Source organism: Proteiniphilum sp. X52 (assembly GCF_003712195.1).
GTDB lineage: Bacteria > Bacteroidota > Bacteroidia > Bacteroidales > Dysgonomonadaceae > Proteiniphilum.
The window spans coordinates 248,453-265,678 of record NZ_RDSD01000002.1 but is presented as its reverse complement, the minus strand read 5'-3'; the positions used below and the strand labels follow the sequence as shown (position 1 = coordinate 265,678).

Sequence of the window (17,226 nt, the reverse complement as noted above, 5' to 3'; positions counted from 1 at the left end):
TTTGATCTATTTATTAATTAAAAATCAGCCATTACTCTACAAATACTTTTTTGTTGTCCGAGACAAAGGTCCGTGTACTGACCGTGTATTCGTCGCCATGAGGATCTTTATAGACCAGGTCCACATAAAAGGCCTGGAATCCTTTTTTCGGATATTGAATCCTGAGGTCGACAGCCGACCTGTTCTTGGCATTCAGCTGTATGTCGCTTTTGGTCCAGGTCGCTTTACGGAAATCCCTGCTGTCCGAGACCGATTTCCATAGGGTAGCCCCTACCAAGTTATCGGGAGAGGCTTTCACCTTCAGGTCAATATTTTTACCTTTCCCCGTCAGGTTCCACTCACAGGCAGGATAATCCGTCTTGTCCAGCATATGGGCGAAGAACGAACCGAGCGCTGCAAAAGCCTGCCTCTTATCTCCCAAACCGTGGCCTGCGTTGGGAACGTAATGCAACAGGTTATGCCCGGGAATATCGTTGATATAATGTTTAATGGCGTCCACAACCCAATAAGGGTCATTTGTTCCCATAAAAATCATTTTGGGCATTGTCAGTTTTTCGCGGTAGGAATAAGGGTCTATCATCTGTACCACAGCGTTTCCAAATTCACTGTGGATTGCCTGCGGGATCTCCAGTTTGACATAATCATTGATCTCTTCACTATATTCACCGTATACCTGTTTCTGATAATCCAGGCTGGCCGGCATGTTCAGCATTTCAATCACCATGGGAGCGATGGCTTCCACACGTGGATCCTGAAGCGCCCCGGTAAGCCAGGTTGTCCATCCCCGCTTCGATGCCCCTGAAACCAGGAAACGGTTTACCTGCCGGTCCAATTGCCGCGCGGCAAATTCCTGCACCGCATCCATGGCCTTGTACGCCGTTTTGGTCATAGGAAAAAGCAATGGCCAGGAGTAATCTTTGTCTTTCCTGAACTCATTGAGCGTATGGGAGATCAACGCATCTTCTTTCAAGCCGCCATAAAGGGGTTGATTGGGCACCTGTTTCAATATACATACAAGGGCATTATTCCGGTTGGCCAGGGCCGAGAGGAACATGAACAAGGCATTATCCTCCTTCGAAAATTTGGGAATGCCGTCATTTACCGACCCTCCGTCAATAAACAGGAGTGCTCCGTCCTGTTTTACAGATTGCGGGACAAAGACAATGAGTTCATGCTTCCATAGCATCCCATGCCATTTCTGAGAGATGAACAGCAAGGAATAGACCTCCGTGTCATCGATTGGGTATCTGTTGCGCACTTCCCATCCCCAGGTAGGATCATCGTTGTGGACATAGGCATCCAGTGCCGTTTCAGGCGTAATCGCTTGTTGGCCAAATCCAACAATAACGCAAAAATAGACAGTTAAAATAAACAGTAATCTCTTCATACGTTCAATTTTATTTTTTAGTTTTATAATGAATTACACACCATCACGTCATCGAATCACATCAAGGTAACGCGCCATCCAATAAGGCAACAGAAACTCATCGCCGGTAAGCTGCTGATGCGTGCCCCTTCCTCCGTCAATAATAAATTCGTTATTATTATGCCTATTCAGCGGCCGTTCCCTTTTAGGGATAAGTTGGGTAGTTGTCTGCTCCCTGAAGTTGGTGCTGGCATCTTTCGGCAGAAATTCCAGGTCTTTCCGGTGTGAGTTTTTCACCACATAACGGCGACGGTCTTTGGGAAACCCTTGCAGATACCAGAGGGTGGATTCCAGATCGATATCACCCGATGTTCCATAGGCCAGCAGGTTCCAGAGTGCATTGCGTTCCGGTTTCTCAATCTCCCAATGATCGCGTATCATTTTCGCATATTCCCGCTTTAAGGTATCGTCAAACGCATAATGGTATAACACCCAATAGGTAAGGAATGCCATCTCATCATCAGAATGGTTCCAGTCCTCTCCCATGGTGATTCCCTGGTGCTGGAATCCCGGGGTAAAACGGATATTGCCCATCGGTATTTTCATATTATCCAGATATCCATGCTCTTCCATCATACGAAACGCCTCACTCTTATAGATCTCTTTTCCTGTGAGTTTATAGGCCAATTGCAACCCGGTGATGGTCAATGTGCTGTTCAACCTGCGGTCGAACTGGGTGGTGGCAAAAGAGTTCACATACTCGGGATTCCATCTGCCCCAGAGTGTGGGTTTACCATCATGATCGATAAAATAATAATCGTTGGCGATGATATGGGTCATGATAGCATCGAAATAGTCCGCCACCCGTTTTTTCTCTTCCGGCGTCTGCGCGACAAACTGGTCTATCACGGAGGTGACGAACAGATAACCCACAAACTCATCGGTGCTGGTGGTTCCCTTCCACCACCAGTTCTTGTCGGGGGCGGGCCTCCAGGGGATGGTGTCTCCGGCGATATAACCTGTCCGCTCGAATGTCCTTGCCGAAAATCCCTCTATGGGATGGATAGTCAGTAATCTTTCAAAAGCCTCGAATGATTCCCATACATACTCTTTGGCTTTCTCCTCTTTGGTGACGGCATAACGGAATGCCTGACTTCCCAGATAGAATGAGGTCCATAAACCGTCATTGTCATCATCGTCGAGGCGCAGGGTGGCAGGATCATCCGGGTCGACCAACCGCGAAGCGGATGAGAAACCATAACGGAGATGATACTTGCGCAGGTTGTCCTGCAGAAACGCTGCTTTTTCAGCCAGTGTTTCCTGTTCAAACTGCACCTTGTTCAAACCGGACGGGGTTAAAAAGTAAAGGTTTCCGTCGCTGTCCGCGGCCATATCTATGATCTTGTCCTGATCGAGCCAACGTTTGGAGGCGTAATAGTCGAACCCCCCGGGTTGTTTGACAAAAGCGCCCTGATCGGTTGCAAACCAATAGTTTCCATCCACGGCCAACATCACGTTAATAAGGGGTACGGGAAGCTTATTGTTATGAGATTCAACGATTTTTCCGCTCCGGTCAATCACGTAATAGCCATCCGTGGTACCCACGGCTATCTTATCCCCATTGAATGCCATTGCTGTCAGGTTTTTACCGGAATGGATCTTCACCCATTTGTCACGGTCAAGCCAATAGATGCCTGTGGCAGACAGATACCAGAATCGGTCGTCCGACACATACACCCTGACCAGCCCATCAGGAGGAAGACCCAACTCCCTGACCTTGGTGTTTCGGTTATATACCACACCCGCCCGCTCCCCTATCAACAAGACGTCATCCTTGCTGTTTACGGCCATGTGACTGTATTTGTTTTCAGGCAGCAGGCCGCATATTGCACCGGCATGTTTATTGGTAAGGAAACGGTCGGGATACAGATAATAGAGATAACCAGTCCCTTCCTGGACACAAATATCGACAGGACATTTATCTGCCAGGGAGGCGTACCGGAGATCCTTGGAAATGATTTCCCCCGGAAAATCACGGAAGAGGCCGGCATCAGTCAATATGAAAATACTGTTATCCCCATCTGCCACAACTTTCTTGAAGCGGACATCTTTCCATTTCGGAGATAATGCATACTTCACCGATACCGGGACGGCATAAGGCTCGTCCTTTACCGGCAGGTCAACTTTTCCCGCAAAAGCAGGCTTTGCCAACAAGAGGCACAGAAAAACACCTATATGGCTGAATTTCATATAATTAAAAATTAAAAGTGAAGAATGAAAAATTAAAAGTGAAAAGTGAAGAGTGAAGAGTGAGGGATTGGGAACGAAAAGTTTTCAATTCCCAAATCCCACATCTCGATTGAAAATCGACATATTCAAATTCCACATCCTAAGTCTCACATCTTACATCTAAAATCATAAATCCCACATCTTAAATCCAAAGTCTTGGTTCTTGACTCTTGGTTCCATTTCATCACCACGGTTTATCTGTCCCCTGAAGGAGCCACATCTTCGACCAGGCACTGTTTTTGGTTTGGTCGGTACCCTGATACGGCGTGGCTTCCAACTTTGCGATAGCCGCTTCAGCATTGGCCCTGTTCTTTTCAATCTCATCGGTGGTATGGTAATACCAACGGACAGGCAACACGGGACGCGCAGCCGCCGGCCCTGTTTTCAACGCCGGCAAGCCGGTTCTCCTCCAGTCGAACCAAGCTTCATGTGCAGTTGTCCAATGGGCAATCCACTTTTGTTCAATAATACTTTCCAATCCATCATAAGGAGCGTTTTCAATATAAGTGCCCCACTCCTTTTCCACTCCCCATGCTTTAAATGACTCCCTCACTCCGTCGGCATAATAATCGGCCGGATTACCGGCGATCCATCCCCTGAACGCGGCTTCGGCGAGTATCAGGTTGACCTCCGCGGCAGAGATCAACCTCATCAGCACAAGAGGATCGGAAGTCTTCTTATACCTGCCGTTTAAATGGGAGGCATGCGGATTTACTGTTCCCTGGGCGGCATTGGCATTGTTCATATTGAAAATCTGCACCAACGGATGGGAGATGGTCACTCCGACAAACTCCGAATCAAAATCCACCTTCATGCCATTGGCTTCAAAAGCGGTCACCTTGTCCTGCGAAACCTCTCTTTCACCCTTGTCATTGATCCGGTCAATCTCTGTTCCCGAAACCAGAATCAACGGGATTTGAATCTTATCAGCCCATATTCCCAAACGGGGATCATCCTGTTTCCTCATTACGTCCACCAATGTTTTTCCCATTTTTACTCTCATGTAAGCCCCGTCCGGTTTTAGGTCATACACGGTGTTCAATGGGTTGGAAGTATCTAACGAGGTGCCGGGAAAACTGATGTTGGCATCGTCGTCGGCCGACCTTATCAGGGGGTGTTTGACAGGATCACCTGCAATTTTCTTGATTCCCTCTTCCGCAAACGCCGGCTCTTTGGCTTGTAGCCTCATATAGTAACGCAATGCCAGGGAATTGGCGAATTTTCGCCATTTGGAGACATCGCCCCGGTATATCACATCCTGTTTGGGCACAATGTTTCGATACTTGCCCGCGCTTTCCGACAAGAGCGTATTGGCCGTGTCCAAGTCGGCGAGGATACCGTGATAAATTTCCCGTTGCGGATCGAAGGCCGGCATAAAGTGGTTTGATCCCTGTTCCGCCTTAAGCGCTTCTTTATAAGGAGCGTCGCCCCATATATCGGTGATCAGGCCGAAGACATAAGCCCGCATGATCCGGGCCACCCCCTCGTGGAATTTGTAATCTTGTTTGACCGCTTTTTTGAAATACTCGTCGTTATTCATCAAAATGGTGTAATACCCGTTCCAGCTATGTGAAAGGGTGTTCCAATCGTAATTATTATAACCGCGGAACCAGCCGGTTTGCTGGGTATGTTGCATAATTCCGGAGAAGGTGCCAAAACCAATATCATAAACGGTCTGCCCCAAATTCGTCTGAATCGTGGGCAACAAGTAGTTTAGATCCGCGATTGCCGGATCCACGCCGTTCGGATTGATATTCAGCTCATCCAGGTCCTTGCACGAAACCACCAATCCGAGTACAAGCGTTAAAAATATGGTAAAACTGTTTTTTAACTTGTGCATGACATTATCTCGATTAAAAAGTAAAACTTAATTTAAACCCGACCGGAACCACCCAGGGCTCGGCGTTAAAACGTTCGACGCCTTGCTTAAAACCTCCGCCACTGTCTGATTGGTAGGCCCTTTCGGGGTCTATTCCCATTCCGGCGTTTTTGGTCCAAAGCATGATGTTCCTGCTATATACGGAGATGTTGAGGTCTCTCATCCTCAATTTCCGGGCCGCCTTATCGGGAACGCTGTAGTTCAACGCGATCTCCCTCAACTTCACATAGTCCGCGTCAAAAATATTGACCTCGCCGATATCCCACGGATAACTCATCACATAGGGCCTGAATTCAGTACCCTCATTTCCCAGGTTCTCCCTGATAAGGATAAAATTGCCATTATCGTCATAGCGGCCGTATACGCCTGGGGCAAAAGTGCCGTCGTATGCTCCGACACCTGTGAAGAACGTGTTGTAAAACCCGCCGAAATCGGGAGTGGGCCCCCCCACAGGCCGTGGATTATTGGTATAAATCAACCTGTCGGCATTGGCCACCACCCAATCACGAAGCGCCTGACTGGGGCTACCTCCCAATCCGTCGGGTGGCGTGACCAACTGGTTAAGCCATGTGTTTGAAACAACCCCCTCGGTGAGGTAACGCCAGGTTTGTGACACATACTGGCCTCCCGATCGCCAGTCGAACGTCATGCTCAAAGTAAAATTCTTGTATGTGACGGAGGTCTGGAGTCCCATGATAAAATCGGGGTTATAGTTACCTGCCTTGGAGTAATCGTCCTCCGACTGCCATTCGGCATCTTCGTCGTTCTCCGGCAACAGCGGATAACCGTAATATTTGGAGTTTTTGTCGGTCACCCGCAGTATCTTCCGGGTATAAAGGTTGCCGATCAACCCGTCCCTGCCCAAGGATTCATCTTTCGCATAAGCAATATTTCTCACCCGGGCTTCATTCCAGAACTGCACAAAATCGGTCCCTTCCGACAATTGCAGCAACCAAGTTTTATTCTTTGTGAAATTTACGTTCAGGTCCCATCTCCAGTCTTTGGTCTCAATTGGCGTAAAGCCAAGCATCAATTCCATGCCTTTGCTTTGCAACAAGCCGGAATTGACTTTTATACTTCCGAACCCGGTCGACCCGGCCAACGGCACGCTAAGGATCTGGTTGCGGTTATCCGCCCGGTACCAGGTTCCCTCGAATCGCAACCTGTTATTGAACATTTTCAGGTCCATCCCCACCTCATAGGATTTCAATTCTTCGGGGAGCAAGGTGGGATTCAAGAGGTCGCCGGGCTTGCCGAGGCGTATCGCGTCACCCCATTGTCCCGCATCATGGTAGGTGGCATAGAGGCTGTAGGGGGAGGTGTCATTTCCTACTTGGGCGATACCTCCCCTTATTTTGAGTAGATTTACATCCCTTCCCATGTCAAACATGTTATTCAGCAAAAGACTCAAAGAGGCGGAGGGATAGAAATAGGATCTGTTTTGCGCAGGGAGTGTGCTGGCCCAGTCGTTTCTGGCTGTCAGGTCGAGATAGGCCATGTCTCTCCATCCCAGATTGGCCATGGCGTAAAGGCTGTTGATTGCCCTCTCGTAACGGGCATTGAAATAGCTCAAAGAGGTGTTTTCAATATTCTGGATCGTATACAGATAGGGAATAATCAATCCCGATCCCGGTTTCGAGGAATTGCTCACACTCGCCCAGGTGGAATAGAGGAGGTTGCCTCCGGCAGAGGCGGTAAGGGAGAAGTCATTCCAACGGTTTTTGTAAGTGGCCAGCATATCGGCATTGGTTTCCGTGCTTTCGCTGGTAACAATACCGTAGGCCCCGTTATTGGGTTCCTTGGAGTATCCCGGATCCATTTTTGTCTCCTTAACGTCGTCCGATCTATTCAACGCGTATCTTCCCATCACGCTCAATTGGGGGATTATCTCCCATGTGAGGGAGACATTCCCGATAAGCCTGTTCCTTTTGAAACTGTTATTGACGCCATAGGCGAGAAAGTATGGATTTTCCCAGCCTTTGCCTATGTTGAGCACTTCTCCCCCGCCAAGCGCATAATCTTTCAATTTGCGGATATCCACATTGGGGGGTGTCCAGGCAGCCCATTGGAGAGGGTTGGCACCCCGTTCTTGCGTGGCCGGCCTGTTGTCGGCCCAATTCTGCGTGTAGTTGATATCTGTAGTGACCGTAAGCCCTTTCATCACTTCCGACACGGCGGCGAGTGTGAGGTTGTTCCGGTTCAGGTCCGAATTGGGCACCAACCCCTTGTTGGTCATATTGGAGACACCGAGCCGGTAGTTCAACTTGTCGTTGCTGCTTGAAATCGCCACGCTGTTGGTAGTGGTGATGGCGCTACTATTAATAAAATGCTTGTAATTGTCGGGATAGGAGACCAATTCCGTGGGTATGGGAACTCCATTGGCATCGAGTGGCGCAAAGGGCTGTACCTGCCAATAACCTTTGTTCAGTTCCGGACCTGCTCCTGCCTGTTCCGACGGGTTGAAAGCCGGAATGATCCCGTCGGGAAAGGTTGAGCCCGTATAGCTTCTGGAGCCGAATCCAAAACGGTTCTGCACGTCTAAGTATCTTGACGGGATGTCGAAAACGGTATTCGATACCACTTCCACTTTCATTCCGCCTCTCCGGTCCGACTTTTTTGTAGTGATAAGCACAACCCCGTTACCGGCACGGGTACCGTACAGCGCCGCGGCGCTGGGTCCTTTCAGGATGGAAACGCTTTCAATACTTTCCGGATCGATGTCTGAAATCGCATTCCCGTAGTCGACCAGGTTACCGTTTCCAAAACCGCCCACATTATTCACGGAACTGCCCATCGGCACCCCATCGATCACGAACAAAGGCTGGTTATCGGTACTCATGGAGGTGGCTCCCCGGATGATCATGCTGACTGTGGATCCCGCGCCGCCGGTCGAATTGATAGTCACCCCCGTTACTTTTCCCGCCATGGAAGTAAGCACATTCTCATGCACCACCTTGGCTATTTCTTCGGAGCCCAGTTTTCCCACGGAATAACCGAGTGATTTCTCTTCACGGCTGATCCCGAGGGCGGTAACGACTACTTCTCTCAGCGTTTCAGCACTCTCTTCCATGACGATGTTGATATTGGCGCGGCCGGCGACCGCTATTTCCCGCGTCACATATCCTATATAGGAAAAAACAAGCGTTGCGTTGGAGGGCACGTTTATTTTATAGTCTCCTTCCACATCGGAGACAGTGCCCACCGCGGTTCCTTTCACGACGATGCTGACTCCGATAAGCGGCATGCTGTCGGAGCCCGACGTTATTTTGCCGGTAACGGTGATGGGGCCTTGCCCCGTATCGGTTGTCCCCGCAAAGCCGTTTTCCACTGAAAAAAACAGGAGGATGACAAGGGAGAGGATCACATGCCGGTTCAGAAATGTATGGATTGGCCATTTATTTGTTTCCATAGATCACATGGGTTTAAATAGGGTTATTTAACTGCTTCGAATGTCAGAATTGCGGCAGAAGTGCTTAAGGCAATCAAGGGTTTTTGACTGAATATGGCCTTGGGGTCCAAAGTCATAAACATGACCAACCGCATGGAGTTGTCCGTGATCTCCTGCACAATCACTTTCCGGTGGAAGTCCCTTATTCCGATGAACGCATCCGAGTTGGGAAAATCCAAGGTCATCACACCCGGATAGGTTACCACAGGAATACCGGAAGGTTGCGTACCGGTCGCGAATTTAGGAACAGTGGGTATGGTGAAGTCTTCGTTCCCATTGAACACAAATGTCGCATTTTCGCCGGGTGTACAGGTTGTCAAGGCAAAAAGATCCTGACCCAACGCCGCTTTTCCCCCTGTCTTGGTAATTTGGGCCAACCCCGCCTGCTTCAATACCGTGGCATAGACAATGCCACCGAAAGAGGTGCCGTCTGAAGTGTTCTGCCTGTACCTGCCGTCATGATAAAAAGTAAACTCGTCGTTATAGGCTTCTTTGATTCCCACATACACATCGAAGGCTCCCTTGGGAAGCGACGTGATTTTTGGGGAAAGCAACGAAAAGTTCGGGTCCGAGTTCACCAACTTGTCCTTGGAAGTATGCGACTGGGTCAGTCTCCATGTTTTTCCGTCGTACCCTTCGGCTGTATGGTCTCCTGTCAACAGGGCATAAGGAGTGAGCGCGACGGCCAAACTCACTTGCGCGGTTACCGAATTGCCGGCATGGTCTTTAGCCGTTAATGTAGCCTTATAATAGCCGCCCTCCCCGTACAGATGAACGGGATCTTTCTCGTTGCTGGTGTTCCCGTCTCCAAAATCCCACTGCCAGCTTACCGCACCGTGGGTAAGCGCCGTAAATGCCGCCTGCTTTCCGGCTATACTGTGGAAAATCCGGGCGGAAAGCGGAAATTCCGTTTGTGATCCGTCATCTGAGCATGCCGGAAAAATGAGAACCAGCAGGTACAAAAAAACGGATGAAAGGTAATAGACAACTCTTCTCATACAATTGTTGCGTTTTTGGATTAATAACTTGGATAATATTCACTATGGTTTTATTAAATGAATGAATTGAATGAGGGCATAAAATATATTAGGGTTACGAGATAATTAAATTCAGGAAGCACTATGTAGAGTAAAAGTTACTTGCGCCACGGTCTGCCCCCCTTATCGGAAATGAAGACCGGTCATCGCGGCCATTTCGTTCTCTATTTCTTTTCGATACTCCTCATTGAAATGAGAAAAGGGCATAGCCGGGAAATCACCGCAAATACCTGCCACGGACAAGGCACATTTGAGGCCTTTGAGATAGCTGGAGGCATGCTTGCTTCTACTGTAAATACCGGTGGATATCCGCATCACTTTTTGCTGCAAACTCCTCACTTTTTCCATATCATGAGATTTGGCGGCATTATACAATTCGACATACAATTCAGGGAATAAGTTGGCTCCTCCGTTGACTCCTCCGTGAGCACCCATCAACACCATTTCAGCAGTCATTTCTTCCGGACCGACAAAAATCATGAATTCAGGTCTTTCTCTCATGATGTACATCACAGTCTGTAGATAAGTACCGTTGGCGGAACTGTCTTTAAAACCAATCACCTTTTCATTTTGCGCAATATGCTTAATCGTTTTAGGATCAAATGCCACTTTTGTATGCACAGGCATATTATACAAAAACAAAGGGAGGGGTAACAGAGAAATCAGATTCTCGAAATAGCCGATCAACTCCGATTGGGCGGCAGCAAAATAATAAGGAGGCGTCGCAACAACAGCATATGCGCCGGCTTCATACGCCTTTTGAGCCAAAGCAGCGCTGTCGCTGAGGGAGGTGTCGGAAATACCCACCAAAAGAGGTAATCGATTTCGCAGTATCCGGCTTGTTTCCTTTATCATCTCTTCACGCTGGTTCATACTTAAACTTTGCGCCTCACCGGTGGTACCCAGAATGAAAATACCATGTACCCCACCTCTTATCACGTGTTCAACCAGATTATTCAATCCTTCGATGTCGATCCGGCTATTTCCGGACAATGGTGTCACAAGAGGGACAATGATCCCTTCAAGTGATTTTATTTGCCTGTATTGCATATGATTAAAACTATTTTATTTTTAATTTATTCTTTTTTATCTACCCTGTCCAAGAGACCCTCTTCTTTGTTTTCTCTTTTTCACTCCATCAGCTAAAACGATTTAGCTTGGAGGTCTACAAAAATTCCCCATCATCATAATTCCAGTCTGTTTTTCTACGGGTGCCTTTGGGATGACTGCTGTATCACCAGTTCCGGCTCTAAAAATAGTTTTGATTTATAATTACTTTTCTTGATGCTTTTAATCAATATATCGATTGATCCCTTTGCAATTTGCTCGATCGGTTGCCTGATATAGGTGATGGGTGAATAAAAGAGATGAAACGCGTCATTTCCATTAAAACCCACTACTGCCACATCGTCCGGTATTTTCACATTCATTTCATTCAAGCAGTACAATCCATTGGTGGCGAGCATATTGGTCAAAAACATAATGGCATCCACATGCTCGCTATGGATCAATTCTTCCAACGCTTCTCTGATATCCGGTTTCGGATTCAGAATATTTACCTTCCTGACATGCACATAAGCACTTAGTCCCGCATTTTTCATCGTGTCCTCATAACCGGAAATACGATCTAAAATATGATGCATTTCGGTATTATAAGCGATCAACGCGATGTTTTTATATCCTTGACCGAGCAGATGCTCCGTGGCCAGTTCGGTGGCCTTGTAATTATCCAAACAGGATGAGCTCAAATCTATATCCGGGAAATATCTGTCCAGCAACACTGTAGGGAAATGGCTGTCATACAGTCTTTGAATGAGCTTCATCGAACCATCGCATGGCACCAGTATCAATCCTTCTACCCCTTTGTTGAGCAGCACATCCACCAATCTTTCCGTATTTTTCAGATTTTCATCCGTACTACTTATCAACACAGTGTAATTCAATTCGCTGGCCCTATCCTCTACAATTCGCGCGATGGCCGAATAAAAGGGATTGGAAATATCGGTAACGATCAAACCTACCAACTGAGTTTTTCCAGACCGTAAATTTTTTGCGACAAGATTCGGCGCATAATGCATCTCATTCGCAGTCTTCACAACCCGCCTGGCAACTTCCTCCCCGATCCTGTATTGCGCAGCCTTCCCATTCAATACCATTGAAACAAGGGCGGGCGAGACACCTACCATTTTCGCAATATCTTTTATCGATACCTTTTTTTCCATTTGCAGGTGAGAGAATAAGAATGAATTACAAAAATAGTTTTATTAAATCGTTTTAGCAAAATTAATCCATATGTTATACAACATCTTTTCAGTTCTGGCACAAAGTATGTCACTTCAATACCCTGGAATGGCTGGCTTTGTTACCAGATATTCCGATTTTATCTTAGATTTTGATGCGTAATTTATTCATTTTTGGGATGTGTTTATTACAAAAAAACCAGGACCACCTGCTCAAACTGGACAGGCAATCCCGGTTTCATATTTGAATGGTGAGAAATTAATAATTATTTGTTTCGCTTGTTTCCAAAAACCGGCTCAGTTGCCGGTATTTTTCATACAACACATCATACGTCTCCCGGTTTTCCACGCGGGGGAGGTATACGGTTTTATAACCCTGCCCCAGGGATTGGAGGGCACTTTCCATGCTATTGAAAGCACCTGCCGCGACAGCAGCACACATAGCGGCTCCCAAGGCCCCTGCCTGTTGTGTAGCCGCCACTTTAATAGGTACGCCCATGATATCGGAGAGTGTCTGCATCACATAGGATGATTTCAATGAAATACCTCCCACTCCAATCACCTCATTGACCTGCACACCCTCTTTCTCAAGATGCTCCATAATAGCACGGGAGCCGAAAGCTGTGGCTTCCACCAGGCTTTTGAAGATCTGCGCAGGGGTAGTAGCCAAAGTGATACCGGCAATGCCTCCCTTCAAGGTGAGGTCGGCAAAGGGGGTACGCCGTCCGTTCAACCAGTCGGTGGCCACCGGATCCGACTCAGTTAGCGGCAGTTTTTCCGCCTCTTCGGTGAGCTTCGACAATATCTGGGTTGTTATTTCCCTCTTTTGCCCTTCGGGGAGCAGGTTCAACGACCAGGAAAGTATCTCCTTCCACCAGGCATACACATCGCCAAAAGCAGATTGTCCTGCCTCGAGACCTATCAGGCCGGGAATAACCGACCCGTCTACCTGACCGCTGATACCGGGGATCAGCTTCCCGGCTATATCCTTTTTTGGGGTAACCACAATATCGCAGGTAGAGGTGCCCACAATTTTCACCATCGTGTGCGCGGTGATTCCCGCACCAATAGCTCCGGCATGCGCATCGATAATGCCGACGGCCACATCGACGTTTTGAGGCAGACCGAGCCGCCCCGCCCATTCGTCGGTCAGTTTGCCGGCAGAGACATCGCTTGTGTAAGTTTTGTTTTCCAGAAGGGCGGCAAATCCACTGAACAAGGGGTCGAGAGCGGAAAGGAACTCCTGCGAGGGATAACCGCCCCATGCTGACGCCCACATACCTTTGTGTCCCGCGGCACAACGGCTACGCTTCACCTGTTCAGGCCGCAGATTTCCCGTCAATAATGCCGGCATCCAGTCGCAATGCTCAATAATGGAACAGGCTTTCTCCCTTATTTTCTTATTTGCGCGAAGTACGTGCAGCGCTTTAGCCCAGAACCACTCTGAAGAGTAGATCCCCCCGGAGCGGGACGTAAAATCGGTCTCCCACTTACGGGCCAGGGCATTGATTTCATCTGCCTCCCGGATAGAAGTATGATCTTTCCAGAGAATAAACATGGCATCGGGGTCGTCGGCATATTCGGGCAGCAACGCCAACGGTGTGCCGTCGCGGTCCGTCAGGCAGGGTGTGCTCCCCGTGGTGTCAATTCCAAGAGCAACCACATTTTTCACCTCATCAGGTGATAATTGTGCCAATACATGGTGAATCACCTCCACAAGCGAATCAATATAATCCTGCGGATGCTGCCGGTAGCGGTTGGCAGAGGGATCACAATATAATCCTTTTTCCCAGCGGGCATAACCCGAGATCGCAGTCGCCAACTCTTTCCCGGATAGGGTGTCCAACGCTACGGCGCGACATGAGTCGGTACCATAATCAATACCTATGACTAACTTTTCCATATCCATCTATTCTATTTTCCGTTACCCAACTTCTTGCTGCGCGCGATCGTAAAACTGTAATAAGTAATGATAATGAATGCGACGGCGGGTACCCAGTAAGCGAACTTAATGCTTCCCGCCTGATCGGAGAGAATACCCTGCACTTGCGTCAGCAATGCTGCACCGGCAATCGCCATTACCATACCCGAACCGGCAATCTTGGTATCATCTCCCAGCCCTCTCATGCCAAGACCATAAATAGTGGGAAACATGGCGGACATACAACCCGAGATACCCATCAAGGCATATACCCCCACAAATCCTTCTCCGTAGATCGCCAAAAGTGAAAAGATTACCGCCAGAATTCCCAATCCCGACAATATATTCACCGGGCGGATATATTTCATCAGCCAGGTACTGATAAAGCGTCCGAGAACAAAGAAAATAAGCGACATGATATAGTAAGTGGCGCCCGCCTGCTCGGCTGTACGAGGCAAGAGCGCATCCAGTCCGATCGCATCACAAAGTGCGTAGAAACCGCCTGCCACCGGTTCTAAACTGCGTAATGCGCCAATAATTGCTTCCTGCGAAGGATCTGTACCCAGGCCGGCGATCACCGCGTCTAAATCGAGTTGCTGCATGACATAACGAATGATGAACGACCAGACTGCGATCTGCGCACCCACATAGAAAAACTGTGCCAATACTCCCCAGATGTAATTCTTATTCCTTTTCAACCGACCCCATGTCGCTTTCAGGTCTAAACTCTTATCATCGTCCTGTGCTTTCGGCATTCTGGTGAATATGATCAGCAGTAACAATACCAGCATCACCGCCCCCAGGATCAGGTAGGCCATGGTGACGGCATTCAGTTCACCCCTTTGGATGTAGGCCAGTTCCGATGAGCTCAGCACAGCCCTTTCGCCGGCCGTCATGGTATTCAACTGAGACAAGACAAATATCTGGCTGGCCAGCACACCGGTCAACGCGCCAAATGGATTGAACGATTGGGAGAAATTCAATCTGCGGGTGGCGGTTATCGGATCACCAAGTGCATAGACATAGGCATTGGCAGAAGTTTCAAGTACTGATAATCCTGCAAACAATATGAAAATACCGAAAAGATAGGTGGCGAAACTCAATGGCGAACTGAAATCATTTACCAGCATAGCCGGATAAAAGAGCATCGACCCCGTTATACAAAGCGAGAGTCCTAACAATACTCCTGATTTGAAGGTGCGTCTCTTGATAAAAATTGCTCCGGGAAGGGCGAAACAACCGTACCCGAGAAGATAGCAAACTACCTGGATCCATGCTGTTTGCGTATCGGTCAGGCTCATGATGCGCTTGAACGCCGCCAGCATGGTGTCGGTCATATTGTTGGGCACCGCCCAGATAAAGAAGAGCGAAGTAAGAAGGATAAAAGGGAACAGTATCCCGGGAGGGATCAATCGGGGCTTTTCTACATTCTTTGTGTTCATAATTTTGTTTAGAATAAAGAGTCAAGAACAAAGAGCAAGGATATTTGAAATCAACTTTCAAACAGTCGATATTTGCTCTCATTTCCAGTCCCTTATTGTTTTAAATAATTATTTAAGAAGTCTGATGTTAAGAAATTAAGAAGCTGTTTTGAATTTTTTCATCCATTGTTTTTTAGCCATTTTTTGATGGATTGGGATTTTCATTGATTGAAATGTGGCGGGCCACTTAAAAGAAATGAAAGTTCAAAGGCGCGAAAAAGGGCAAAAAACCAAGATGAAAGAGTGGAAAAATAAGCGTGAAATAATTACTCGTAAAATTCAAAACAGTTTCTAAGAGACCAATCTGATTTAAAATATTGTCCTGACCTTTTCAAGGTTTACCCCCAATAATTTCTCAGCAATAGGAGAGAGACTTGTCTGATCGCCTGTGAAATGGAATACGTTGTGTCTGTGGGAGAGCGACTCTCCCGGTTTCAGGAACGCAGCGGGCGAACAACTTTCCAGTTCGAGGAAGGGGCCCATAATGCTTCCGTCTTCCAACGGACCGTCGTTATAAGCATTCAACGCATCTCCTGTAAGCGGATCCCTGTCAGGATTCCATTCCTGATTCAAATAGGTCGCCTCCGGGTCAGCATCAAATGTCACGATGGTCAATCGCTTTGCAATCGGATCATAATTTCCCGCGATCGACCTGGTGCGTTTGGCATTCATTCCCAGTTTGCCTCTTGATTTTCCATCGGTTTTGAAATAGAGGATACCGTTATCGTCAACCAGGCGGTCGGCAGGAATGTCACCGAAATAATCGGATGTCACCACTTTACCCAGTATTTCCCCGTCACCGGTATTATAAGGGATCACAGTGACGGCAGATTCGGAAGGATTGAACATGTCGAGCATCCATATACAGACCGTACCGGTCTTCGGCGTCCATTCGAAATCATTGCCATTGACAATTTTGTTGGTTGTTTCATAGGCCACGCCATTCACTCCTTGAGGTATTTCAACCTGTAATTTATCCGTTATTTCACTGGGGGAAAGCAATGCAACTTTCCGCTCTATCGCGATATGCAGGAGACTTCCCAAGTAGTTCTTCTGTTCCATTTCCTTGACAAAAACAGCCTCTTTTGGAGTCACACGCTTCACCTCCCACTCTTCGATATCGACGGCTTTGGGAGTATGCCAGTTATCATATACCTGTTCTTTCCCCGGCTCAAAGAAGATGGAATACTTCCCGCCTTCCGGGCCAAGCCAGAAACGATCTTCTCCGCCGAAACCGTTCATGTGTTCATCTTCCATACCCGCATCGAAGAAGTTGTAATTTACGAATCCGTGACTATTTCCTTCCGGGCCATTGGCCGTGGAAGTAAATACTTTTCCCTGATACTTCGCCGAGAGGATTATTTGTGCCTTTCCATCTTCCGACTTCAGCACGATCAATCCCTCATCTTTTTCGGACAGATAGTCAAGATCATATCCGAAAGTTCCCTTTTCATATTCCTTTTCCATATTTTCTGATGTTTTCACGTTGCCTGTACAGGAGAGTAAAATTGCACCTCCGATGATGGCAGGCATTACACTGCGATAAGTTTTTTTTCGTTGCATAA

General features: G+C 47.8%; 10 protein-coding genes. All 10 read right to left on the bottom strand.

Going from position 1 to position 17,226, the window contains the following annotated elements; all coding sequences use genetic code 11:
• Window positions 1–31: 31 nt before the first annotated feature.
• Window positions 32–1,387: a PhoPQ-activated pathogenicity-related family protein gene (locus D7D25_RS03430; protein WP_122967555.1), complete on the bottom strand. Its 1,356-nt coding sequence runs from the start codon at window positions 1,385–1,387 to the stop codon at window positions 32–34.
• Window positions 1,388–1,435: 48 nt separating this feature from the next.
• Entirely contained in the window at window positions 1,436–3,616 is a 2,181-nt protein-coding gene (locus D7D25_RS03425; RefSeq protein WP_122967554.1) for a hypothetical protein, read from the bottom strand.
• 223 nt (window positions 3,617–3,839) lie between these two features.
• The gene (locus tag D7D25_RS03420) at window positions 3,840–5,495 is read right to left on the bottom strand and encodes a SusD/RagB family nutrient-binding outer membrane lipoprotein (protein WP_122967553.1); all 1,656 of its coding nucleotides are present in this window, start codon (window positions 5,493–5,495) and stop codon (window positions 3,840–3,842) included.
• 13 nt (window positions 5,496–5,508) lie between these two features.
• Window positions 5,509–8,943, bottom strand: coding sequence for a SusC/RagA family TonB-linked outer membrane protein (locus D7D25_RS03415; protein ID WP_122967552.1), 3,435 nt, complete (start codon window positions 8,941–8,943; stop codon window positions 5,509–5,511).
• A gap of 23 nt (window positions 8,944–8,966) precedes the next feature.
• Window positions 8,967–9,980 (bottom strand): PKD domain-containing protein, encoded by a 1,014-nt coding sequence (locus D7D25_RS03410; protein WP_122967551.1) that lies wholly within the window; start codon window positions 9,978–9,980, stop codon window positions 8,967–8,969.
• Window positions 9,981–10,142: 162 nt separating this feature from the next.
• Window positions 10,143–11,069: a dihydrodipicolinate synthase family protein gene (locus tag D7D25_RS03405; RefSeq protein WP_122967550.1), complete on the bottom strand. Its 927-nt coding sequence runs from the start codon at window positions 11,067–11,069 to the stop codon at window positions 10,143–10,145.
• Window positions 11,070–11,224: 155 nt separating this feature from the next.
• Window positions 11,225–12,241, bottom strand: coding sequence for a LacI family DNA-binding transcriptional regulator (locus tag D7D25_RS03400; protein WP_122967549.1), 1,017 nt, complete (start codon window positions 12,239–12,241; stop codon window positions 11,225–11,227).
• Between the two features lie 277 nt (window positions 12,242–12,518).
• Window positions 12,519–14,168, bottom strand: coding sequence for a ribulokinase (locus D7D25_RS03395; RefSeq protein ID WP_122967548.1), 1,650 nt, complete (start codon window positions 14,166–14,168; stop codon window positions 12,519–12,521).
• Window positions 14,169–14,173: 5 nt separating this feature from the next.
• Window positions 14,174–15,622 (bottom strand): L-fucose:H+ symporter permease, encoded by a 1,449-nt coding sequence (gene fucP, locus D7D25_RS03390; protein ID WP_122967547.1) that lies wholly within the window; start codon window positions 15,620–15,622, stop codon window positions 14,174–14,176.
• 348 nt (window positions 15,623–15,970) lie between these two features.
• Entirely contained in the window at window positions 15,971–17,224 is a 1,254-nt protein-coding gene (locus tag D7D25_RS03385; protein WP_122967546.1) for a DUF6786 family protein, read from the bottom strand.
• Window positions 17,225–17,226 lie beyond the last annotated feature (2 nt).

What these genes read in the sequence shown, in the direction of transcription:
- D7D25_RS03415 (WP_122967552.1), bottom strand. Translation starts at nt 8,943, where the DNA reads ATGGAAACAAATAAATGGCCAATCCATACATTTCTGAACCGGCATGTG.
- D7D25_RS03425 (WP_122967554.1), bottom strand. Translation starts at nt 3,616, where the DNA reads ATGAAATTCAGCCATATAGGTGTTTTTCTGTGCCTCTTGTTGGCAAAG.
- D7D25_RS03405 (WP_122967550.1), bottom strand. Translation starts at nt 11,069, where the DNA reads ATGCAATACAGGCAAATAAAATCACTTGAAGGGATCATTGTCCCTCTT.
- fucP (WP_122967547.1), bottom strand. Translation starts at nt 15,622, where the DNA reads ATGAACACAAAGAATGTAGAAAAGCCCCGATTGATCCCTCCCGGGATA.
- D7D25_RS03420 (WP_122967553.1), bottom strand. Translation starts at nt 5,495, where the DNA reads ATGCACAAGTTAAAAAACAGTTTTACCATATTTTTAACGCTTGTACTC.
- D7D25_RS03400 (WP_122967549.1), bottom strand. Translation starts at nt 12,241, where the DNA reads ATGGAAAAAAAGGTATCGATAAAAGATATTGCGAAAATGGTAGGTGTC.
- D7D25_RS03430 (WP_122967555.1), bottom strand. Translation starts at nt 1,387, where the DNA reads ATGAAGAGATTACTGTTTATTTTAACTGTCTATTTTTGCGTTATTGTT.
- D7D25_RS03385 (WP_122967546.1), bottom strand. Translation starts at nt 17,224, where the DNA reads ATGCAACGAAAAAAAACTTATCGCAGTGTAATGCCTGCCATCATCGGA.
- D7D25_RS03395 (WP_122967548.1), bottom strand. Translation starts at nt 14,168, where the DNA reads ATGGATATGGAAAAGTTAGTCATAGGTATTGATTATGGTACCGACTCA.
- D7D25_RS03410 (WP_122967551.1), bottom strand. Translation starts at nt 9,980, where the DNA reads ATGAGAAGAGTTGTCTATTACCTTTCATCCGTTTTTTTGTACCTGCTG.